Annotated in this window: 14 protein-coding genes and 1 pseudogene; 3 read left to right on the top strand and 12 right to left on the bottom strand. The window is 42.0% G+C overall.

Features of this window, described 5'->3' with window-relative positions; genetic code table 11:
* Positions 1 to 32 precede the first annotated feature (32 nt).
* Positions 33 to 734, bottom strand: coding sequence for a dethiobiotin synthase (gene bioD / locus AB0756_RS32705; RefSeq protein WP_038083916.1), 702 nt, complete (start codon positions 732 to 734; stop codon positions 33 to 35).
* A gap of 114 nt (positions 735 to 848) precedes the next feature.
* Positions 849 to 2,591, bottom strand: a complete 1,743-nt coding sequence (locus AB0756_RS32710; RefSeq protein WP_038083913.1) for a serine/threonine-protein kinase — start codon at positions 2,589 to 2,591, stop codon at positions 849 to 851.
* Between the two features lie 632 nt (positions 2,592 to 3,223).
* On the opposite strand from AB0756_RS32710, the gene AB0756_RS32715 reads away from it, so the two are divergent.
* A complete protein-coding gene (locus AB0756_RS32715) occupies positions 3,224 to 4,240 on the top strand; it encodes a ribose-phosphate pyrophosphokinase (RefSeq protein WP_038083909.1) in 1,017 nt (338 codons plus the stop codon).
* Between the two features lie 85 nt (positions 4,241 to 4,325).
* On the opposite strand, the gene AB0756_RS32720 is transcribed toward AB0756_RS32715, so the two are convergent.
* The 4 genes from AB0756_RS32720 to AB0756_RS32735 form a co-directional block, all read right to left on the bottom strand.
* Positions 4,326 to 5,144, bottom strand: a complete 819-nt coding sequence (locus AB0756_RS32720; protein WP_050045896.1) for a DUF4142 domain-containing protein — start codon at positions 5,142 to 5,144, stop codon at positions 4,326 to 4,328.
* A 19-nt stretch (positions 5,145 to 5,163) separates the two neighbouring features.
* Entirely contained in the window at positions 5,164 to 5,433 is a 270-nt protein-coding gene (locus AB0756_RS32725; RefSeq protein ID WP_050045897.1) for a beta/gamma crystallin-related protein, read from the bottom strand.
* Between the two features lie 383 nt (positions 5,434 to 5,816).
* Positions 5,817 to 6,947 (bottom strand): aldo/keto reductase, encoded by a 1,131-nt coding sequence (locus AB0756_RS32730; protein WP_038083985.1) that lies wholly within the window; start codon positions 6,945 to 6,947, stop codon positions 5,817 to 5,819.
* 109 nt (positions 6,948 to 7,056) lie between these two features.
* On the bottom strand, positions 7,057 to 7,554 hold the full coding sequence (locus AB0756_RS32735) for a bifunctional nuclease family protein (protein ID WP_038083907.1): 498 nt from the start codon (positions 7,552 to 7,554) through the stop codon (positions 7,057 to 7,059).
* A 339-nt stretch (positions 7,555 to 7,893) separates the two neighbouring features.
* On the opposite strand from AB0756_RS32735, the gene AB0756_RS32740 reads away from it, so the two are divergent.
* A complete protein-coding gene (locus AB0756_RS32740; RefSeq protein ID WP_038083904.1) occupies positions 7,894 to 8,574 on the top strand; it encodes a riboflavin synthase in 681 nt (226 codons plus the stop codon).
* A gap of 74 nt (positions 8,575 to 8,648) precedes the next feature.
* Here AB0756_RS32740 and AB0756_RS32745 read toward each other — a convergent pair whose 3' ends face one another.
* On the bottom strand, positions 8,649 to 10,289 hold the full coding sequence (locus tag AB0756_RS32745) for a M23 family metallopeptidase (RefSeq protein WP_038083901.1): 1,641 nt from the start codon (positions 10,287 to 10,289) through the stop codon (positions 8,649 to 8,651).
* A gap of 254 nt (positions 10,290 to 10,543) precedes the next feature.
* Positions 10,544 to 11,356, bottom strand: a complete 813-nt coding sequence (locus tag AB0756_RS32750) for a biotin--[acetyl-CoA-carboxylase] ligase (RefSeq protein ID WP_038083899.1) — start codon at positions 11,354 to 11,356, stop codon at positions 10,544 to 10,546.
* Positions 11,357 to 11,472: 116 nt separating this feature from the next.
* Here AB0756_RS32750 and pgeF point away from each other — a divergent pair, with 116 nt between their 5' ends.
* Positions 11,473 to 12,273 carry a peptidoglycan editing factor PgeF gene (gene pgeF / locus AB0756_RS32755; protein ID WP_038083897.1) on the top strand — a complete coding sequence of 267 codons (801 nt, stop codon included), beginning with the start codon at positions 11,473 to 11,475 and terminating at the stop codon, positions 12,271 to 12,273.
* Between the two features lie 558 nt (positions 12,274 to 12,831).
* Here the strand turns inward: pgeF and AB0756_RS32760 are convergent.
* The 4 genes and pseudogenes from AB0756_RS32760 to AB0756_RS32775 form a co-directional block, all read right to left on the bottom strand.
* Positions 12,832 to 12,948 (bottom strand): annotated as a pseudogene (locus AB0756_RS32760) (IS607 family transposase); the annotation flags it as partial.
* Positions 12,949 to 13,009: 61 nt separating this feature from the next.
* The gene (locus tag AB0756_RS32765; RefSeq protein ID WP_038083894.1) at positions 13,010 to 13,921 is read right to left on the bottom strand and encodes a helix-turn-helix transcriptional regulator; all 912 of its coding nucleotides are present in this window, start codon (positions 13,919 to 13,921) and stop codon (positions 13,010 to 13,012) included.
* A gap of 488 nt (positions 13,922 to 14,409) precedes the next feature.
* Positions 14,410 to 15,024, bottom strand: a complete 615-nt coding sequence (locus tag AB0756_RS32770; RefSeq protein WP_038083892.1) for a Crp/Fnr family transcriptional regulator — start codon at positions 15,022 to 15,024, stop codon at positions 14,410 to 14,412.
* A gap of 98 nt (positions 15,025 to 15,122) precedes the next feature.
* Positions 15,123 to 15,551 (bottom strand): MarR family winged helix-turn-helix transcriptional regulator, encoded by a 429-nt coding sequence (locus AB0756_RS32775; RefSeq protein ID WP_038083889.1) that lies wholly within the window; start codon positions 15,549 to 15,551, stop codon positions 15,123 to 15,125.
* Positions 15,552 to 16,069 lie beyond the last annotated feature (518 nt).

Consider the following 16,069-nt stretch of genomic DNA (forward strand, 5'->3'; position numbering starts at 1 on the left):
AATGATGAATGCTGAAACCTTCCATTCATACTTCATACTTCATAATTCATCATTCTTTCTAAATCTAAATCTGATGCTAGCTGTGCAAGCTTGTCCAGATCCGCTAAGTTCTCTACATATGGCAAACAACCTAAAACAGGTATGTTTGTCAGCGCTTGAATCAATTCTACAGGCGTTAGGTCAGTAATTTCTGTTTCTGTTTGGGGTTGAATGCAGTTGAGAATAATTCCTTTAAGATTGATGTGTGAAAGTTTTGCCAATGCCACGTTTGCAACAGCTTGCGCGATCGCACCCAATCTCACTGGTACTACCAATACTGTAGGTAGTCGCCAGTCACCTGCTATATCCGCTACCGTCAGTTCATCAGTAACGGGTGTACCCAATCCTCCAACACCCTCAACCAAAAGGAACTCACGACGCTGTTGCAAAGCTGTAAAAGCTTGCCATACAGTTGCTAAATCTACTGTTCGATTTTCTTTAACTGCAGCAATGGGAGGAGCAAGAGGTGCTTTAAAGTACAAAGGTGTAATCACTTCAAGAGATTGCTCCAAAGAAAATATTTTTTCATACCACTCGCGATCTCCCTCTCCCGACTGCATCAGTTTCATAATTCCCAAACTGCGGTGCGAGCAATATTTTTGCCAGTAAGCTGCTAAAGCTGTTGTCACAATAGTTTTACCGGCGTTTGTGTCAGTTCCTGCAATCAGTAGTGCTTTTAACGGCTGATTAGTCATTGGTCTACTATAAGGATTGAGTATGAAGGATGAAGCCACTTATAAATTAATTTATCTCGCCCACCGACTTAACCGATTTTGACTTATTTTGCTATCCTTCATCCTTAATCTCTATCACCGCTCGGGTAAAGTGGGCGGATTTTCTGTAGGTACGGGATTGGGTGTAATTTCCGGGGGTATGGGAGTGGGTGGATTTTCTGTAGGTACGGGATTGGGTGGGTTTTCTGTAGGTACGGGATTGGGTGGGTTTTCTGTGGGTAATGGTGCTGGAGTGGATGATGGATCTACAGGCAAAGGAGTTGGGGTTGGTTGTACGGAACTTTCTAATGTTACATTTAAATTGTAATCACTTTGGTCAAGCCCTGGAACAGGGATAACACGTATAGTATATCTACCACTAATAGGTACTTTTCCTTGATAAAATGAGACATCCTTAGCAGAATTATCAATTGGTTGGCGATTGGGACCTAAGATTGTCAGTAACACACCACCTTCTTTCGCAAGGGTTACACTCAACTGTTGACCTTCTTTAGCCCGAAAAGCATAAAAGGCTGTTTCCTGGGCTGCAAGAATCCCCTCCACGTTTGCGGTATTGGATGCATCAAAACTTAACTGTCTCCTGTAAACACCGGGTGCTTCGGTTTGGATTGGTGTTGGTGTTAGTGTTGGTGTTAGTGTTGGTATTGTTGTTGGTGTTGGTGTTGGTGTTGGTGTTGGTGTTGGTGTTCCCCCAGGAATGACTGGTGAGGGAAAAGTTTGTGGGGCTGTGGTTTGCTCTGGTGATGGTTCGGGTCGATCGCGGAGAGACCGCACAAATGCCCAAGAACCAAATCCTGCCAAAACAATAACGATAATAGTCATTCCTGCTATTGCTACAGGATTATCTAGAAGTGAATTGTGAGCAGGTGGTGGCGGAATAACGGGATCGGGTTTGTCTGGTGCTGGGGAAGATGGAGCGGGACGTTGGACAACGGCTACTGTTTGAACATTAGATAGGTCTGGCGTAGGAGGACTTGGATTGCCAACAACTCGCAACGCTTGCATCACATCCGCAGCACTTTGATAGCGATCGCTGGGTTTTCGGCTCAACATCCGATTCAGCACTTGCGCCAACTGAGGATTCACCTTCACCCAGCGTTCCCAAGTCCAACTGAGTTGGTTATCATCAAAAAGTTCTTGAGGTTCTTTTCCTGTCAGCAAAACAAGTGCTGTCACGGCGAGCGCATAGAGATCGCTGCTAGGGTACGCTCTACCCGTTTGCATTTGTTCGCTAGGGGCGTAACCAAATTTACCTACGCTCGTTGCTCTTATTGTGTTATCTGGAGAATTTAATCGAGTGGCTAGTTCTTTGACGACTCCAAAATCAATTAAAACAGGTAAGCGATCGCTATCCCTTAAAATAATATTATCTGGAGCAATATCCCTGTGAATAATGCCCTGTCTGTGAATGTGATCTAAAACAGGCAGTAAAGATTGTATAAGTTGCAACGCTTCTTGCTCTGTAAAGACTTTACCAGTTTTTTTGCGTTCATCAAGCAAAGTGCTATACGTTTTTCCTGCAACATAGTCTTGCACTAAGAACAGGCGCTGGTCTTGTTCAAATCTCTCCCGAAATTGTGGTACTTGAGGGTGCTGAATTTGATACAAGATTGCTGCTTCTCGCTGAAACAGTTCTTTGGCTTTCTCCCATGCATATCCCCCCGTTACGACCGGAATCAATTCCTTAATTGCACAAAGTTCGTTAAAACGTCTTTGGTCTTCTGCTAGATAAGTTCTACCGAATCCCCCTTGACCTAGAGTTTTTATTATCCGGTAACGGTTTTGCAGGATAGTGCCAGATGTAATCGGTGGTTGCATCGTCTAAATTGTGTGTAATAGCAATCCAAGGAGGAGCAGCCAGTAAAACAGACTCGCTAAACTCTATTTTCACACCTGCTCTGTGTACATCAGCGTGAAAAAGCAAAGGATTGAATGAGTTAGTGCTATCGTTTTACAAAGCTGTATAGATTGTATCTATTCTTGACAAGCAAGATGAGTCCGTTTTCCTTTTGCCCTCTGCCCCAGGCACTTTTTTTTAACAGTTTCACTAATAATGGCTAAAGGTAGTATCATTGTATATCTAGTCAGACCACAAATGACTAATGTTAAGTATTTTTGCTTGTTAATGTAGAATTGAGTAAAAAGTTGAACTGTAAACATTGGGTTACAACCAAAAATAAGGATGTTAGAGGCAAGAATTGTGTGTGTATTGGGCTTTCGTGTTTTGGGTCTTGCTAGTCAATATACAAAACTAAACTCTAGGTATGGTTTACATGCTTGATGTCAGTTAAGCTATCAATTGTTTGTCTATAAAAAAGCTGGAGAAATAGAGATATGTAGTTTTACTGAGGTATGTTGAAAATTTTTATGAAAGCTTCCAAAAAGCACGCATATGATTTTTTCCGGCTATTTGCGGTTAAATTTTTCAAATCTCTGATGATAGGATTGCCATGAATGCACATCGAGGATCTGCTGTGCTGAGTTCTACTGCCTTAAAAGTACAGCCGACTGCTACAGGCGTGACTGAAAATAATCGCTTGCGGCTGTTCTCTGGCTCTGCCAATGTAGCACTGTCTCAAGAAGTTGCCCGTTACCTGGGAATGGATTTGGGACCAATGATTCGCAAACGATTTGCGGATGGAGAAATTTATATCCAAATTCAAGAATCCATTCGAGGCTGTGATGTTTATCTCATCCAGCCCAGTTGTCATCCCGTCAATGACAATTTGATGGAACTGTTAATTATGATCGATGCTTGTCGTCGCGCATCCGCCAGACAAGTGACTGCGGTTATTCCCTACTATGGCTATGCCCGTGCTGACAGGAAAACTGCAGGAAGAGAGTCAATTACTGCCAAGCTAGTTGCCAATCTCATAACAGAGGCAGGTGCTAACCGAATTTTAGCAATGGATTTGCACTCCGCTCAGATTCAAGGCTACTTCGATATTCCACTGGATCACGTTTACGGTTCACCAGTACTGCTGGATTATTTAGCAAGCAAGCAACTGCCAGACCTTGTTGTTGTTTCCCCAGACGTTGGTGGTGTAGCACGAGCCAGGGCATTCGCTAAAAAGCTAAATGATGCTCCATTGGCAATTATAGACAAACGCCGTCAGGCTCATAACGTAGCCGAAGTTTTAAACGTGATCGGCGACGTTAAAGGTAAAACAGCAGTTTTAGTGGATGACATGATTGATACTGGTGGGACTATCTCTGAAGGAGCAAAACTCCTGCGTCAGGAAGGAGCTCGTCAAGTTTATGCATGTGCAACTCACGCCGTCTTCTCTCCACCTGCAGTTGAGCGCTTGTCAAGTGGTTTGTTTGAGGAAGTGATTATCACGAACACCATTCCCGTACCAGAGAGCAATCGATTTCCTCAGTTAGTCATGCTGTCAGTAGCTAACCTGCTGGGAGAAACTATCTGGCGCATTCATGAAGATAGTTCTGTCAGTAGTATGTTCCGCTAGTTAAGAAAAATCTGTCTTCACCATTACAATTAGAAGATTTACCAGTTTTTAAGGATGAAGTTTGACAAATTTCAAACCTCATCCTTTATTTATTGTCACCCAGTAAACCATAACCTGTTACCGTCACAGCCATCTGAAAATGATTGCGTGCTGTTTGCAGACCCTTACTAGCAAAAGCTTTGAAATCGGGGTCTTTTCCAACTGTTCTTTCTCGCTGGAATGTAGCTATAGCATCAAGGTGACGGTTTACTCCCATCTCGTTGATGTATGGTTCGTCGAAACTAGTCCCAGAAAGCTGCTGTAAATGGGCGGCGATTGTTTCATACTTGAAACCCAGTGTTGTGGGAGGTGCAATTGCCCTGCTATTTAATAATTGCAAGAGTTTCTCATGCGTCTTTGTATGCTCTTCAATCATCTGTTGCGCGAACTCTTTTACTTTGGGATTTGTAGACTTCTGTAAAGCCTGTTTCCCAAGTTCTATTTCTGCTGTTCCTCCCTGAAAAGCGTCGATAACAAACAGCCAATCTAAATTGTCAATCTTACTGCTCGATTGTTGAGAAAATTGACTCTGTGTAGCGACTGGTTCATTTGACGGGGGGGTAGGTTTATTGACTTGAGTTACACTGCAAGCCTCAAGAAATATAATAATTACAATTACAATACAGCCAGCGATCGTTTGATATGCTTTGCGTCTGAATGAGGTACACCCCGAACTAACCCTTACCTTACCAAGGGGAGCGACTGTGTTACGGAGAGCAGCGCGTTGCAAAGAGCAGTGTGTCCCGGTGGTTCCCCTCTTTGAAGTAAGTGGTATGAGGGTACGCAATAGCGCAGGTAGGGTATTTCTGCACTTCACCACGCCGCCATGTACCATAAATTTAAAAATTTTTTTAAAATTTAACATAAATATTAAGTCAGTAAAGTTATCCAACCATAACTCTTGCAGAAGAGACAGTATCATTTAAGACAAGATTTAGCTTTTTAACATCAGAATAATTTCCGGCTTGCAATAAAATGCCTAAACCACCAAAATCTCGATCCGTACAAAATTCCCATATACCACTATGGACTTGAATTGACGAAACTCTGTTATGCCAGCCATCGTCTATCTGTGACAGTCGAGGTGTATCACTTTCAATAGATATTGAAGCGCCACCAAAATTGACATCCTCAAACAATGTGACTGCAGCCATGACTTTTCCCCTTTTAAGTTACAGGTTCAACAATTTTGTGTGTGGTAAGTTCTTCGCTTCACGGCTTTGGACTGATGGAACCATAATACTTTTGCGATCGCCCCTCCAGCCTACGTTGTTTTAGGAAAAGTTTTTTCCAATTTTGGAATACTCCCCGTGCAAAGTACATAGGACTTATGCATTGACAAAATCTGATTATGTGGTCGGACTTATCAACTGCCCTTCTTTCTTTAATTAGGTGCAAGCAAGATCGACTTATGCATAAGTGAGATAGAAATGGGAAATTCTTGCTCGATTTGAACTATTGCAGAACTGCACATTTGCCTTTTCCAGGAGTAGGTCATACCCGTGCAGAAAATTAGGGTTATGCTTCGGTAAAATTTCTACTCCCACAATCGCCGACCGGAAGCTCCATTTAATTTACTATGAGTATCTTTTAACAAAGCAGGAATATCTAAATTTTCCGGACACCTAGGCAAACACTCACCACATTCCGTACAGCGACTAGCTTTCATCCCAGGAAACCAATGACCGGCATTTTCAAACATTCGATAGCGGTATTGCCCGAAATCTTTCATATCATATGCTACGGCGAGATTGCGTAACCGAAGCACTTCTGGTATGTTAATGTTCTCAGGACAAGGCAAACATTTATAGCATTGGCTGCATCTATCTGTTCCTAAAGCAGATTTTTGGTACTCTTCTAAGCGTTGAAAAGTCTCTATTTCTTCTAGTGTTAGCGGTTCATCGCGATCGCTAACGAGCAACGGTTCCTCTAACTCCTTTGAGTTTGAAGGTCCCACGGTGAGGGTGGTAATTCGGGTGTCGCTTAGCAAAAATCTGTAGTTTAACTCCATCGGTGAAAAGGGATGACACAAATCTTTCAACAGTTGAGGTGGCGTATACAGGCGTCCTCCCTTATCTGTAGGGGAAATAATAAATATCCCCATGTCTTTTTTATAAGCCTTCTCAATGGCTAAAGCATTGCGTTGGAAAAAATAGTAGTAATGCAGATTGACAAATTCAAAAAAATCTGTATCTATTGTGTTTAAAATAATTTCTACGGGTGCGTGAGTAGAAAAGCCAATATGCCGTACTCTACCATCATCCTTGGCTTCCCGTATTGCCTCCATGCAGCCCCCCTTGGTTTTTATCCAGTCGAGATGTTCCCAAGTGTTCAAGCCGTGAATTCCAAGGCAATCAAGATAGTCGAGATTCAACTTTTTGAGGGATTCATCAATATACCGACGCATTGTCTCAGCATCTGGTGTAGGTGGTATTTTTGTAGTAATATACACCTGAGAACGAGGAACTGGCAAACCAAGAGCGATTGCACCACCAAGATATTCCTCACTCTTACCGTAACCTCTAGCCGTCTCTAAATGATTTATCCCCAAGGTTATAGCTTTTTGGATAGTTTGCCATGCATTTTCAGGCGCAGACAGATAGCGCATTGTCCCCAAAGAAAAGACAGACAAGCACAGATTTGTTTTTCCAAAGCGTCGGTACTTCATGTTAATCATTTGGATTTTAGATTTCAGATAGGATACTCAGGACTAGTAAGTAATTGTGCTCAATAGGCTAACACCTAATCCAAAATCCAAAATCGAAAATCTCAAATCGCTAGGTTTCGCTACTACCAAAACGTTTAATCAAATCCTCCGGTCTAAGATTGGAGACAAATTCTCGAAATGCTTGTTGCTCGGCTTCATCAGCATCTCTATCTACAGGGATGGAAGCATCAGCTATGACTTCTTCCATAACCCAAATCGGAGTATTTGTACGTAAAGCGATCGCGATCGCATCACTTGGGCGTGCGTCAATTTCTTTTTTCACCTCACCTTGTTTGATGATGAGAGCTGCATAGAATGTGTCTTTCTGCAACGAATGAATAATAACGCGATCTAAAGTCATATTCCATGTCTCTAAAATGTTCACAATTAGGTCATGGGTTAAGGGTCTTGGAGGCTTTTGATTCTCCAGTGCGCCCATAATTGCTCTTGCCTGCTCCTGACCGATATAAATTGGTAGTGCGCGGCGATCTGAAGAATCCTTCAGAAGTACAATTGGGCTGCGGGTTATGGCATCTAATGCTATGCCAGCGACTTTCATCTCAATCATTGGCTAAGCCTCTAAAATCCTTTGCGTGTGAGAGAGGTATGTAACAAATCGTACTTTTCTTTGGGCAATAATGGGACAAATTTAAACATAACAGTTTATTCTCTATAATTGCTTCTATTAAACTCCTAAATGAGTGTGAATACCAGAGTAAGACGACTGGATCTAGATCGACTATAATCTACTTTCCCAAGTATGCCTTGTGATGAATATGAATGTATTAATAACTTGATACATTTTTTTGTTTGAATTTATACACATATGTTCTCAATTTGTGTGAGAATTACCAGATGATTTCATGCAAAAACTTCGCTTAAATAGAGTTAATTTAGCAAAACAGCCGTGTTTACAGGATTAATCCAGTCGTTAGGAACAATAAAACCTCAGGGGGGGCATTCTTGGCAGATTACTTCTGTCAAGCAGTTATCTAATGCCATTATGCAAGATTTAGCGCTTGGTGACAGTATTGCAGTAGACGGCATCTGCCTAACGGTAGAAGAAATTCTGAAAGATGGATTTATTGCTACTGCTTCACCAGAAACCCTGCGCCGCACTACCTTAGGACAAGAGCAAACACAACAGAGGTACGTTAACTTAGAAGCGTCATTACGCGTGGGAAGTAAGGTAGGCGGTCATTTTGTGATGGGACACGTGGACGGAATGGGTCAATTGTTAGCTGCCGAACAAACAGGCACCTCTTGGGAAATGACGTTAACAGCACCACAAGCGATCGCCCGCTATATCGTTCCCAAAGGTAGTATAGCAGTCAATGGCATTAGCCTCACCGTTGCCGATTATCAGCCAGACACAACGCAATTCACAGTCGCCGTCATTCCCGTAACTTATGCCGAAACCAATCTCCGATACTTAAACCCAGGCAGTTGGGTAAATTTAGAAGGGGATATTTTAGGTAAATACGTCGAAAAATTTCTTTCTCTTGGCAATCAAGACGCGCAACCAACCACCGACAATAAACTTGATGGCATTACGCCCTCCTTCTTAGCAGAACACGGGTATATGTAATTATGAATTATGAATTATGAATTATGAATTGAAAATTCAAACATTCATAATTCAGCATTCATAATTCATAATTTTTAGCTCCCTGGTTGCTGTGTAGCTTGAGCCGTTTGTAAAGATTGAACCAATAGACCCAGGGCGTACTCTAATTGGGCACCTGGGTTAGTCGCAACCCATCCTTGTGGTGTTAGCTGACGCACCTCAAAATGCAAGTGAGGACCCGTAGAGTTACCAGTACTACCAACTCGTCCAATCACAGTTCCCTGTTCCACCTGTTGACCGGGTCGAACAAGAATTTGTGACATGTGACCGTACAAAGTTTGTTGGGCGTTGTCGTGATTGAGTACAACTGTTAAACCATAACCACCCATGTAGTCAGCAATCTCCACCAAGCCAGATTGTGCTGCTACAACAGGTGTTCCCATCGCTGCACCCAAGTCTGTACCCGCATGAAAACGACGATCTCCTGTAATTGGGTGAGTTCGCCAACCAAACAGAGAAGTAATTGGGGCGGGGATAGAAAGAGGGAACATCAAACCCGAACCGTTATAGGGAACCCGACCTGCAGCATACACGCCACTGTAAGCAATTTGTGGCAACGTTGTTGCTAGTGGAATGTCATAAACCACAGTGCTTTCCCGAGGGGAAACATTTTCTGCAGTCACGGGTGGAAGCAAGGTACCACCATTTGGAGTAACAGGCGTAGAACTAACCGTCGTGCTAGGAGTGAAATCATTAGGGATAAAACGATTGCGCCTAACGGTGCTTTGCGGCACACTAGCCGAAGCCATTCTAGAAGAATTACGTAAGAAGTGGTTGCTTACCACGCCAGAGGTTACTCTTGGAGCGTTACGTACAAAAGAGCGGTTTGCCCTAGTTGTACTCCGCTCAAGAGAAGGTACGGTTGCTAAAGTGGCTCTTTGACTTCTACTGAGCCAACTTGGTGTCCCAGTGCGCCCGTGTAAAGCATTGGCAACAGAGGCTTTATCAGCAGAACGTTCGGTTATCACCACAGAATCTGGTGCTTCATATCTTTCTGTAGCACCAGCACTGTAATCGGTAGGGTCAATATAAGTATTGTTGTAATCTTTATCAGTAGATTGAACTCTAGCCGCAGAAGAATAACTTTGCCGGGAAACCTCTGGTTGGGATTTTGCGTCTCCTGCAACAGATACCCGCGATCGGGAAGTTTCTACTTGAGGCTTTTCTTCTCTGGTAATAGCAGGAGCAATCCGTGGAGTTTTTAACCTTGTTCTGAGTTGTCTGGCTGTTTCTGAAGGTACAGAAATCTCGACCTCAGGTCTTGACCTTCTTACAGAGACTACAGGTTCGGAAACATTTTGAGGTTTGGATTGTCTGATAACAACTGCGGGGTTAGAAGATTTTGACCGAGATAATCTTTGTCTGAGTCTAGCTCTGCGTTGAGAAAATTCCGGTTGCTCTCGAGATGCTTCTGGTGCGGGCGCACTTGAATTTTCTCCAGATCTACTTCTTCGGACTGGATTTGGTGCTGCTTGCGGTGTTTCAATAGTGGGAACAAGATTATCCACTGCAGATTCAGTTTGGGCAAAAACCAAACCGCCACTGCTTAGCAAACTCAGGCTACCCAGCAAACTAATACTTTGTGCGGGGAGTGTGGACGCAAAACGTTTTTTCGACAAGGGTCGTTGTTCCGATTTATCCCAACGGTCAAGGGCAGAGTTATTGCGCTGCGTCATGTGTTCTTTGGAATTGTGTGGTTGAGCTTAAGGAAAATTATGTCAATTGCTAAATGCTAATAGCTATTAGCTAATTGTTAATAGTGCCATTAGTCATTAGCCCTATCTCAGGAGCGGAGATGCTAAGCGCAAAGCGCACGCTCCGCGTTGCGAAGCTATGCCCGTAAGGGCTATACGCTATCAGGGCTGGACTCACCATTAGCCATTAGTCATCAGCCATTAGCCATCAGCCATTAGCCATCAGCCATTAGCCATTAGCCCTTAAAATTGTCATAACCCAAACTGATTGTACCGGGCTGGAAGTAAATTTCTCGTGATTTTACTGTTACAAATTCACTTTCTTCCATGCATACCCGAAGAGCACCCTCATGTGTCACGCCTACTATAGTGCCTGCAATATCATTATGATGTACCCGATCGCCCATATTGGTCAGTAACTCTAGATAGCGAGATATTAATATATTGGCTCCTTCTGCCAACAAACAATGTATCCCAGATTCTATTCCAATGAGAACAGTAGCAGCGAGAATTTCAAGAGTTGGAATTGATTGGGAATCATTCAACCTCTGCCAAGTTTTTAAATTAATTCCAGTTTCCGGGACTGGGTTTGCCCAATTTATGCCAACTCCAATGACAGCTTGCTCGATTTGTCCTTGCTGTACTTTCGTTTCCGTTAAAATACCACCTAGTTTGCGACTGTTTAAAACTAAATCGTTAGGCCATTTGATTTGGGTGGGAATACCGCTCTGTTGCAATTGTTTGGCAATTCCCCAAGCCGTAGCCAGAGTAAGTTGGTAACCATTTGTAACATTCAGCTTGGGTGCGAGCGCAATTGAAAGATACAATCCTCCATCATCAGAGATCCACTGGCGACCCCATTGACCCCTACCTGCTGTCTGTTGGGTAGCAATGACCGTGCATCCCGGTTTAGCCCCTTGATTCAGCAAATTCCACAAGATTTGATTGGTTGAAGACACTGTTTCAACAAGGTGTAGCGAAAACGGTAGGTTTGTGCCTTTTCGCCCTGCTTGTAGAGCAATTTCTAGCTTATGTTTATCTAGTTTCATATATTTTTGTCATTTATCATTGGTCTCCCTTGTCTCCGTTATCCCCAATCCCCAGTTCCGAGTTTGCGTTAGTATGGATTGAGTGATTTCTAATTTGTTTCTAGGTATAGTTAACAATGCACGCTTGGAACTGGCACACATGGGAAGGGCTACCATACCTAACCTGTAGTTTATTAGAACCTTGGTATCACGGCTTTTTTACCAAGCAGTTTTCACCTAGTTCTCCTTTTGAAATCACAAAGGCATTGCATCCAGAAGCATCAGTTTACCGCTTAAAACAGGTACACGGTAACGTTATTTTTTCGCCGCCAGAAATCGAAGATTGGTTGGCAAAATCCATAATAAATGACGGTGAAGACGATTCTACTTTTGCATCGGGAGACGGTTTAATTAGTACCGAGCCTTCACAAGCTGTATGGGTAGCTACGGCGGACTGTACGCCTGTACTGATTGCTGATGAGAAAACAGGACAGGTTGCTGCGGTTCATGCTGGTTGGCGTGGGACTGCGCTCAAGATAGTACCCCAAGCCATTAGTCGGTTGCAAGCACAAGGTAGTAAATTAGAAAATTTACGAATTGCCATGGGACCTGCGATCGCGGGAGAGGTTTACCAAGTTTCCGAACAAGTGGCAGCAGAAGTAGGAGCTAGTATTATACCATATAATGACGAAAAAGCAATTCTAGATGCACTGCAAGAGATACCGCTATCTCCCGTACTTCCAGATTTAGAACCAGGGCGAGTGCGATTGGATGTACGGCGAGTCAATACTTTACAGATGGAAACGTTAGGCATTAGTTTGGAACAAATAGCGATCGCACCTTATTGCACTTACCAAACTCCAGAGTATTTCTTTTCATATCGGCGAGAACACCAGAAAAAAGTGCAGTGGTCGGGGATTGTTAGTAAAAAGTCGTGAATAATCTGATACTTTTAACCCTGACATTTTTGGACATTAGAGACATCATACTTAACAGGAAAGTGAGCAAACCATCTACCTTTGTTGTCGGTAAGTTCTGTAGCCCCGTCAGTAAGAACACAAAACTTTTGTCCTTTCAATTCAGGTTTAGGAAGATGTTTAGTTGTTGACACCATCCAACGTCCATTTTTGTAAGCCGTTGGGTCAAATTGAATCGTTATCTTTTGGTCCCGAACACTACGAAACTTAGCTATCTTTAACCCAGCTTGTGGATGTGGTTTCTTATTTTTCCCTTTGCCTATTGTTTTAGGATTCTTTGCCGTTTCAGACCACGCTTTATATGCTTCCATTGATGCGTTGTCCAATATCTTGGACACGTTCAAACCCAAACACCATTGCGGTATTAATCCAGAAGCTTTAAGCATAGTCCTGAAACCTTGCTGACCACCTTTATTCCCAATCTTTTCATAACCTTGGTGTTGATTTAGATAAGCAATTAAAATGTTATAAACTTTGCGGACAGATGCGACCAACTTCTTCCAACTTCCCGCAAGTTCTTTATTTGGATATACCCGGTAACTCACTGTCTTCAGTAATTTGTTTTTTGTATTTTCCCAATCCATACAATCTACAACTGAAGACTTGGACGATGGCAAGGATATCCTCAACCATCTCTCATTCTGGGCTAAAGATCTCTAGTATGTCTGGATATTTATTGTCCTAGTGAAAACTCCTCTCAATGCTTCTGATAATCTTTAGGAGTCATCCCTGTTATTTTGCGAAAGTGTTTGGTCAAGTGGCTTTGATTGGCGAAACCACACATGAGAGCAATATCACAGATTGCTATTTGTCCGTTCCGTAACAACTGCTTTGCTTGTTCCACTCTTTGCTGAAGTACATATTGGTAAGGAGTTATACCCAAAGAATTTTTAAACAGCTGACAAAAGTAATACTGGCTGATACCTGCTAAGCTTGCTAATTCAGCTAATTTGATCTCTGAATTCAAATGGCTGTGAATGTGCTCAAGAACTTGACGCAACTTATATTTTGGCAATCCATCCGAATATTTAACTATTTGAGTATTTTTAACACAATACTTTTTGAGAAGATGAATAACTAGCATTGTTTTTAATTGCTCCACATACAAACTATCTCCAGTTATTTTTGACTCTAGCTCGTCTTTCAGAGAAAATAGTATACCGAGAATAAGTGGATCTTGCTGAGTAGCAAAGTGAGGAATTAATTCAATATTTTCCAAGCTAGAGATTTCCATCCCCAATCTTTTAACAAGCAAGGGGTCAACTGACACAAACATAAATTCAATGTTTTCTTCCCACAAACAGCGGTGAATTATATCAACTGGAATAATGGCAATAGTTCCTTGCGTTTGTTTTTCGCTTTTTCTCTTTCCATCGAGCCATCTTTCTGATGATATATTATCTAAAGCAACACTGATAGTATGCATTGTCAGACAATGCTCGCAGGTATCGTTATTAGGTTGTTGATGATGCTCAAAATATATCCCATCCCAACCTGAATGGTAACTGGCAATTAGAGGCGGGTTAGAAAAGATTTGTTCGGTAGCTCTTTCCTGTTTAAAGTCAACAAGCAAAGGCTTTTCTTGTTGTAATTGCTGGCTGTTGCTCATGGTTAAGCTAATCAAAACGATCGTCTGAAATGCGAGAGATAGAGGACAGCGATGTGGTAGAAGAAGCTAACTAAAGTCTAAAGTTATGAAGTGTAGGGCTTCTATCTGATTTTGAAATATACCTAGAGCGGTAATGCCCATCAAAATCCTTCTAGGGTAAGCATTACCAACCCTACAGTACTATTATGTGCTAGAAAAAGCCTACTAAAGTATGAAATATGTAGTAATACCATAAGTAAATTGAAAGGTTGGAAATTCAGGATGCTTTTGTTTTATTGATTTGTACAAATAAATCTTGTTATACATTTATGGATTGTAAGCTATAGAGACTTCTCTATGATTTTTTGCACAAATAAATTTTGTTGCGTGTATCCATTGATGTTAAAGAGAACAATATATCTCTTCATCCTTTATCTTTCATACTTCATCCTTCTTTCAAACCAATGGGCATATTAAAGGGTTTGGTATAACAAGTGCAATGATTTAAATCAAGCCGCTGACGATTGCTGAAGTGTAATTTGCAGGCGGGTACGTGCGATTTTACCTTCCCGTTCCAATCGAGCCAATGCTCGTGATAGAGTTTCGGGTGTTAGACCCAAATCAGCAGCAATTTCTTTAAGGGGGCGGTCAAAGCTGACAATGCTTTGCTCCTCGGACGCTGCTAAATAACGAAGATAACGTAACAATCTCTTGTGAGCGGCTCGAATGTCTCGCAATTCTATACGCAATTTCAAATCTTGGATTTTCTGTACTAGCATTGCTATGAAATCTTCAGCTAACTCAGGATTGGCGCGGATTGCTGATAATATAAGCTCTTTGGGATATGCGATCGCTCGAGAAGCCACTTCTGCAACTGCACTACAGGGGTAGGTCTGAGAAAACAAAGCAATTTCACCCAAACTATTACCAGGTTCCGCAACTTGGAAAGTCACAACTTTATCGTCGCTTGTATAGCGAACAAGTTGGATACGCCCTGTTTCTACAGTAAAGAAAAACGATGCTGGCTCTCCTTGTCGGAATAGGGTTTCTCCTTTTGATAAGTCATAATGCATTACAGCATTGCGTAAATCTTCTGGCAAACTCTTCAATTTCAACAGATCCATACAAACTCCTCTATTATTTGCAATTCGTTATTTAATAAGTAAAACGCTCTGTCAAAAAATATTTAGCCAGCTAAATAAAGTTTCAAAAAAAAGAACTTTTAGCTGAGGTTGTTGTGAACCTGTAAAAGCAACCGTCGCAGCAGCAGTTGCTCCTCTAGCGTTAAATTAGCCAAAATGCGCTCTTCTAAAAGATTCCAAGCAGTTTGGACTGGTTTTTGGAGCGCTCTTCCTGCGTCCGTCAAGTAAATCCGGCAAATTCGTGCATCTTCTTCATCCCTACGTCGTTGTAATAAACCAACTATTTCCATACGATTGAGCATTTTCGTGAGAGTTGGAGCTTCTACTTGCATCTTAAAAGCCAAATCGGATTGAATTAATCCGTCGTTTTCCCACAAATGGATCAGCAAAATTTCTTGCCCAATATGCAGCCCCATGTCACTCAAAACTTTACAAGCTTCGTTGCGGTGAGCTTTGCAAACTTGTACTATCAGGTAGCAAAGGGTTTCCTGCGTTGGTTTTTCAGCCATAGCAAAGAGTAAATTTAGCCAGCTAAGTAAAATTTAAAGTTTTTTGCTTTAGAATTGCAAGTTATGGTTGGTGTTGAAAACCGCACAAAAGTTTGCAAAATAAGAAGATTTTGAGCGATAACAGACAAGAGTTGCAGATTAAAGTACTGTCCTGTGTATTGCCCGTGCTGTGAGAAACCACATTTTTACGGCGAGTGAGTGGAAGATGATATGGGTGATGTAGCAGCCTTCTTGGTGAATGAAGCGTCCCGGTGGATGACCAGACTACGTAATTGTTGCTAATGGTGGGGCCAGAATGTCACTAATTTATCATTTTCCTACATTACAAACTGCGTTTTTATTTTAAGGAAAAATAAAAAAAGACAGAAAAAGTCTGAAAAGGTGTGTTTGTTTGAGCATGTTCTCAAAAAAGCTTTACATGGTACAAGCTTAAGCGTTAATTTTCTTGTAATTGTTTTTTTCGGTAAATTTTCAGATCTCTGACTTCTTTAAGTTGGGGCTCTAGCAGCTCCTCACAA

It is taken from the genome of Tolypothrix campylonemoides VB511288_2 (genome assembly GCF_045999855.1).
GTDB classification, from domain to species: domain Bacteria; phylum Cyanobacteriota; class Cyanobacteriia; order Cyanobacteriales; family Nostocaceae; genus Scytonema; species Scytonema bouteillei_A.

Coding starts and splice junctions, on each gene's coding strand:
- AB0756_RS32730 (WP_038083985.1), bottom strand. CDS start 6,947: ATGAAGTACCGACGCTTTGGAAAAACAAATCTGTGCTTGTCTGTCTTT.
- AB0756_RS32725 (WP_050045897.1), bottom strand. CDS start 5,433: ATGGCTGCAGTCACATTGTTTGAGGATGTCAATTTTGGTGGCGCTTCA.
- AB0756_RS32720 (WP_050045896.1), bottom strand. CDS start 5,144: ATGTTAAATTTTAAAAAAATTTTTAAATTTATGGTACATGGCGGCGTG.
- AB0756_RS32765 (WP_038083894.1), bottom strand. CDS start 13,921: ATGAGCAACAGCCAGCAATTACAACAAGAAAAGCCTTTGCTTGTTGAC.
- AB0756_RS32770 (WP_038083892.1), bottom strand. CDS start 15,024: ATGGATCTGTTGAAATTGAAGAGTTTGCCAGAAGATTTACGCAATGCT.
- bioD (WP_038083916.1), bottom strand. CDS start 734: ATGACTAATCAGCCGTTAAAAGCACTACTGATTGCAGGAACTGACACA.
- pgeF (WP_038083897.1), top strand. CDS start 11,473: ATGCACGCTTGGAACTGGCACACATGGGAAGGGCTACCATACCTAACC.
- AB0756_RS32715 (WP_038083909.1), top strand. CDS start 3,224: ATGAATGCACATCGAGGATCTGCTGTGCTGAGTTCTACTGCCTTAAAA.
- AB0756_RS32710 (WP_038083913.1), bottom strand. CDS start 2,591: ATGCAACCACCGATTACATCTGGCACTATCCTGCAAAACCGTTACCGG.
- AB0756_RS32775 (WP_038083889.1), bottom strand. CDS start 15,551: ATGGCTGAAAAACCAACGCAGGAAACCCTTTGCTACCTGATAGTACAA.
- AB0756_RS32750 (WP_038083899.1), bottom strand. CDS start 11,356: ATGAAACTAGATAAACATAAGCTAGAAATTGCTCTACAAGCAGGGCGA.
- AB0756_RS32745 (WP_038083901.1), bottom strand. CDS start 10,289: ATGACGCAGCGCAATAACTCTGCCCTTGACCGTTGGGATAAATCGGAA.
- AB0756_RS32735 (WP_038083907.1), bottom strand. CDS start 7,554: ATGATTGAGATGAAAGTCGCTGGCATAGCATTAGATGCCATAACCCGC.